The sequence below is a fragment of the Thermovirga sp. genome, from assembly GCA_012523215.1.
GTDB lineage: Bacteria > Synergistota > Synergistia > Synergistales > Thermovirgaceae > 58-81.
This window is the reverse complement of the sequence record JAAYIZ010000133.1, coordinates 1-5,069: the sequence shown is the minus strand read 5'-3', so window position 1 is coordinate 5,069 and position 5,069 is coordinate 1. Positions and strand designations below refer to the sequence as shown.

The 5,069-nt window shown below is 63.8% G+C and carries 5 protein-coding genes; 3 read left to right on the top strand and 2 right to left on the bottom strand.

Annotated features, from left to right (window positions below):
* Nucleotides 1-32 precede the first annotated feature (32 nt).
* Nucleotides 33-698: a hypothetical protein gene (locus GX108_03685; protein NLO56145.1), complete on the bottom strand. Its 666-nt coding sequence runs from the start codon at nt 696-698 to the stop codon at nt 33-35.
* A 100-nt stretch (nt 699-798) separates the two neighbouring features.
* Here GX108_03685 and GX108_03680 point away from each other — a divergent pair, with 100 nt between their 5' ends.
* On the top strand, nt 799-1,335 hold the full coding sequence (locus GX108_03680) for a nitroreductase (GenBank protein NLO56144.1): 537 nt from the start codon (nt 799-801) through the stop codon (nt 1,333-1,335).
* On the opposite strand, the gene GX108_03675 is transcribed toward GX108_03680, so the two are convergent.
* On the bottom strand, nt 1,326-2,897 hold the full coding sequence (locus GX108_03675) for a hypothetical protein (GenBank protein ID NLO56143.1): 1,572 nt from the start codon (nt 2,895-2,897) through the stop codon (nt 1,326-1,328). The genes GX108_03680 and GX108_03675 overlap by 10 nt on opposite strands.
* Before the next feature lie 135 nt (nt 2,898-3,032).
* Here GX108_03675 and GX108_03670 point away from each other — a divergent pair, with 135 nt between their 5' ends.
* Together GX108_03670 and GX108_03665 are read left to right on the top strand one after the other, a co-directional pair.
* Nucleotides 3,033-3,506, top strand: a complete 474-nt coding sequence (locus GX108_03670) for a universal stress protein (protein ID NLO56142.1) — start codon at nt 3,033-3,035, stop codon at nt 3,504-3,506.
* 61 nt (nt 3,507-3,567) lie between these two features.
* The coding region (locus tag GX108_03665) for an ABC-F family ATP-binding cassette domain-containing protein (protein NLO56141.1) at nt 3,568-5,069 on the top strand (1,502 nt) is incomplete at its 3' end.

The window sequence follows — 5,069 nt, the reverse complement described above, 5'->3', positions numbered from 1 at the left end:
TCAAGGAACCTCTAGCGGAAGTCCTCTAGGCTTCAGCCGAAAACCCCGGCGGCGAGGATCATGGCCGCCGCCCCGGCGGCTTGAACCGAGAGGTTGTCGTACTCCCCCGGGGAATACCTTTCGACGGCGGTCATGACCATCGAGGCCAAGACCGCCCGGAAGAAGGTGACCCCCGACCCGGGGAAGAGCATCACGAAGGACAAGCCCGCCCAGGAGGTCACCACCAGGCAGGCAGTGCTGCCGGCCCAGGTCTTGCCGTGGGGAGATCTTTTCCCGCCCCAGGCCGAACCGGCCATGGAAGCCCAGGGATCACCGAGGTTGGCCATGACGGTGACGGCGGGCCCGATCCCGCCGGGTGCGAGGGAAGCCAAGGCCGCGCCCCAGAAGTACGTCGAAAGGCCGGAGAACCCTTTCCCCTCCCCCTCCTTGGAGATGGGAGAAACCATGCGCCCCAGCAACGAATCCTCCCCGCTTCCTGAGAGCCTGGCGGCTTCGAGGAGGGCCAAGACCGCCGCCGGGGCGAGATTGCAGATCCTGTACGCCCCCGCTCCCCACAAGGGAAAGACGGCCAGGGGGATGACAAGTCCCGCCAGCCTCAGGGCCTTGCGCGCCAGCGGCCTGGAACCCCTGACCATGAAGAGGGCCGCCGCGGCGCTCATCGCTATCACCAGCAACATGGGGTAGGTCTCCCTGGGCATCGTCTGAAAAACCTCCTTGCCGAATTATGGGTTTAAATGGTACAAGAGAACCGGGACGACAGGGAAGGAAGAGAAAAACCGGCAGTACGTGGAGGTGGCCATGGCTTTTCTCGAACTGGTGCGAAAACGAAGAAGTGTCCGCTCCTACAGGAGCGACCCGGTACCAAGGGAGGTGATCGACCGCTGCCTCGAGGCAGCCCGGCTCGCTCCGTCGGCCTGCAACTCCCAGCCCTGGAGCTTCCTCGTGATCGATGCCCCCCCTATCCGGCGGGAATTTGTCGAAGCGGCCTACACGGGCCTCCATTCCATAAACTCCTTCGCCAGGGAGGCTCCCGTCCACATCGCCGTCATCAGGGAAAAAGCCAAGACAGCCGCCCGGTGGGGCGGTTTCGTAAAGGGCGTGGACTTCACCCTCATCGATATCGGTATGGCCTGCGAACACCTCCTGCTCCAGGCCGCCGAGGAGGGGGTCGGTAGTTGCATCATGGGGTGGTTCGACCAACGGTCCGTAAAAAAAGTCCTCGGGCTGCCCGGTAGGGCCAGGGTCGACCTCCTGATCTGCCTCGGCTACCCGAAGGAGAACGGCCCTGCCCCTAAGCAGCGGAAAACCCTGGAGGAGATCCGCCGCTACGCCTGAGGGGCCTGAAAGTCGCCCCTGGCCTTGAGCGCCCTCGCCGAGGGACAAAGCGACAGCCCGCCGAGGACGGTGCAGCGGAGCTCCCTGGGCAGCATCCTTCCCACCGACAGGACGGCGTCCACGGTCTCGTCCAAGGGCACCGGGTTGACATAACCCCCCAGCACCAGGTCGGCGCAGACAAAGGCCTCGGAAGAGGCGACGGCGTTCCTCGTGTGGCAGGGTATCTCCACGAAACCCTGGACGGGGTCGCAAACGGAACCCATCCAGTTCTGAAGGAATATCGCGGCGGCATCGCAGGCCTGGGCGGCGCTCCCGCCAGCGTACTCCACTACGCCGGCGGCGGCCATCGCACCGGCGGCGCCTATCTCGACCTGGCATCCCGCCACCTCGGCGGCGAAGGTGGCCCTCTCCGATATCACCAGCCCTATGGAGGAGGCCGCGAAGAGAAACCTGGCGATCTCCCCCTCCGGAAGGCCCATCTCCTCCCTCAACGTCACCACCACGCCGGGTATCGTGCCGGCGGACCCTCCCGTCGGAGCGGCACAGACCAGCCCCCCGGCGGCGTTCACGTGCATGGCGGCCAGGGCCGTGGCCGCGGCCCTGGTGTGGAGTCCCCCGAGGGCCAGGCCGCCCCGGGATTCGGCCTCCATGATGTCGCCGGCGACGGGGTCCATCAGCCTCATGACGAGGCCTTCACCGGAGATTCCCGCCCTTACGGACTCCTCCATGATGCGGTAACGCCTGATCATTTCGTCCTCGACCTCGCCCGGCGCCAGGCCGAGCAGGGCCGACTCGTAGCGCAACCCCGCCCCGCCGAGGGTCACCCCCTCCCTTTCGGCGTAGGAGACCATCTCCGAACCGCTTCTGAACAGGGGCTCACCGCGGATAGGGAAGAAGACGGGCTCCACGAGCCAGAGGCCCCTCACCCCGGCATCGGAGCGAATCCTTTCGAGCAATCCTTCGGAGGGTCGGTCGAGGCAGGAAGCGTGGAAGGCTACCAGGCCGAGATGGGGCTTTTCGCGTGGGAAGGAAGGAGCGAGCGAAAGCCCTTCCGCTTCAGACCTCAGGCGGGGCAAAGACTCCTCCCCGGCGAGGACCACCAGTTCCCAGGCGCCGCCGTGGATGGAGAGGTCGATGCCTTCGATGGAGGTGATCTCCACGGCGCCGCCGCCCACCGACCTGGCGCAAAGGGCGACCTTCCTGCCCGAGGCACCCGCCAGGACCACCTCGACGGCGTTGGGGTGATCCTTATCCTCCAGCGATCTGATCGTAAAGGAAAGATCGATCCCCTCCTTTTGGACGGTCTCGAGGGCGACCGAAAACGCCGGGTCGGTTATGTCCCGACCCATGGCCCCCATGGCGAAGGCCCTGTCGCTCCCCTGCTGCCGGTACACCTCCGCGTAGGAGCCGCCCGGGTCGAAGGCGAAGTCCGCCTCCACCGGACTTTCGCCCAGGGCTGACCTGGCCATCCTCCCTATATGGAAGGACGCGGCCGTGTGGGAGCTCGACGGGCCGTGCATTACGGGGCCCAGGACATGGTTGAAGAGGCTCGACGGACCCAGGGGAGAACCCTCCTTTCAGCTCTCTTGCAGCAAAACCTGCGTTTACAAGTATAAGGTATCGAGGACTTAACCGTCTTCAATAACGGTTTTGTATCGTATAATCCTGGTACAAGACTCAAGACAGGAGGGGTCACCATGCCGAAGAAGATACTCGACTGCATTGACATGACCAGGATGGCCGATCACCTGGTTGAGTACGGTCACTCCCTGGCCCACCGGCTGGATGCCGAGGTGGCTTTCATCAACGTGCTGCCCAGTTCGCTCATCTGGAAAGGGTACGGCACCTGGGTCAACCCCGACTGGGCAAAGGAGGCGGAGGAGAGCGCCCGCAAGAAGATCCGGTACCTCATCAAGGTGGCCGAGGAAAAGCGCCCCGATCTGCCGAAGCACGAACACGAGATCATCGTCGCCCAGGGCAATTCCGCCGAGGTCATCATCGAGACGGCGAAGAAGCACGACTTCAACCTGGTCGTCATCGGCTTCAAGAGCATCAGCGGCATACCGCAGTTGATGGTGGGCAGCACCACCACGAACGTAGCCCGGCACGCCCACTGCTCGGTGCTGATATACCGGCCCGGTTTCGATCCCTTCGAGGACGAGCCCCGGTAATCCCTTGATACGTTGCGTCAACATAACCCTTACCCTCGGCGGGAGGAGAGTTTTCGACAAAATGTCCCTGGCGGTCCCCCGGGGAGCCCGGGTGGGGATCGTCGGCGACAACGGGGCCGGCAAAACCACCCTTTTCCGCCTTATCGCAGGTGAGATCTCCCCCGACCTGGGGGAGATCTCCCTTTCCTCGCGGCGACGCCTGGGATACCTGCCCCAGGACCTCGTCGAGATCGGCGACGCGCCTCTCCTGCAACTCCTCAAGGAGACGGCCGGGATCGGCCGCATCGAGAGGGACCTTTCGGAGGTGCGCCACAGACTGTCCGAACTGAAACCCCATTCCGGGGATAGAACCTCCCTCCTGGCCAGGCACGAGAGGCTCATGCACTCTTACGAAGCCTTGGACGCCTACGGTTTCGAAGCCATGGCGGGGAAGGTCCTGAAAGGTCTGGGTTTTCGGCGGGAGGACCTGGAGCGCGGAACGGGCGAATTTTCCGGGGGGTGGAAGATGCGCGTATCGCTGGCTTCCATCCTTCTTTCCAGGCCCGATGCCCTCCTCCTGGACGAACCCACCAACCACCTCGACACGGAGAGCATGGAATGGCTGGAAGGTTACCTGGCCACCTACCGCGGCACCCTGATGGCCGTTTCCCACGACCGACGATTTCTGGACAAGCTCACCACTTCCACCGTGGAGGTTTCCGGCGGGCAGGCCCGATTATACCCCGGCAACTTTTCCGAGTATGCCAGGAAGAGATCCCAGGAGCTGGAGGCCGCCGAAAGGGAGGCGAAGGAGCAGCAGGGGGAGATCGACAGGACCCTTGCCTTCATCGAACGCTTCCGCTACAAGGCATCGAAGGCCGCCCAAGTCCAGAGCAGGATCCGGTCGCTGGAGAAGATCGAAAGGGGCGAACCCGGGAACTCCTCCAGGAAGGGCTCCCTGAGGTTCCCGCCATCGCCCCGGAGCGGGCTCGAGGTGATAAAGGCCATCGAGGTGGATCACGCCTACAGCGAAAAGCCCATTCTCTCGGGGGTGGACCTCACCATCCGGAGGGGCGAGCGGGTAGCCCTTGTGGGCGTGAACGGCGCGGGAAAATCCACCCTGGCAAGGCTGCTCAGCGGCCGGGAAAAACCCACCCGGGGGAGGGTCACCCTGGGGCACAACGTCAAGAGCGCCTTCTTCTCCCAGGAGAGTTCCGAGAATCTTGACTATGGGCGGTCCGTCTGGGAAGAGACCAGGAAGGCCCCTTCTCCCTGCGATGAACCCCAGCGCAGGAACCTCCTGGGTTGCTTCCTCTTTTCAGGAAGCGACATCGAAAAACCGGTGAGTGCCCTTTCGGGGGGCGAGAAGTCAAGGCTGGCATTGCTCAAGATCCTCCTCAGGGAGACAAATCTGCTGATCCTGGACGAACCCACCAACCACCTGGACAGGTCTACCAGGGACCTCTTCCAGGAGGCCCTTCTCGGCTTCGGAGGCACCATCGTCATCGTCTCCCACGACAGGGACTTCCTGGACGACCTGGTGACCAGGGTCATAGAGATCAGGGAGGGCAAGATCCACGACTA

Coding starts and splice junctions, on each gene's coding strand:
- GX108_03685 (NLO56145.1), bottom strand. CDS start 698: ATGCCCAGGGAGACCTACCCCATGTTGCTGGTGATAGCGATGAGCGCC.
- GX108_03680 (NLO56144.1), top strand. CDS start 799: ATGGCTTTTCTCGAACTGGTGCGAAAACGAAGAAGTGTCCGCTCCTAC.
- GX108_03670 (NLO56142.1), top strand. CDS start 3,033: ATGCCGAAGAAGATACTCGACTGCATTGACATGACCAGGATGGCCGAT.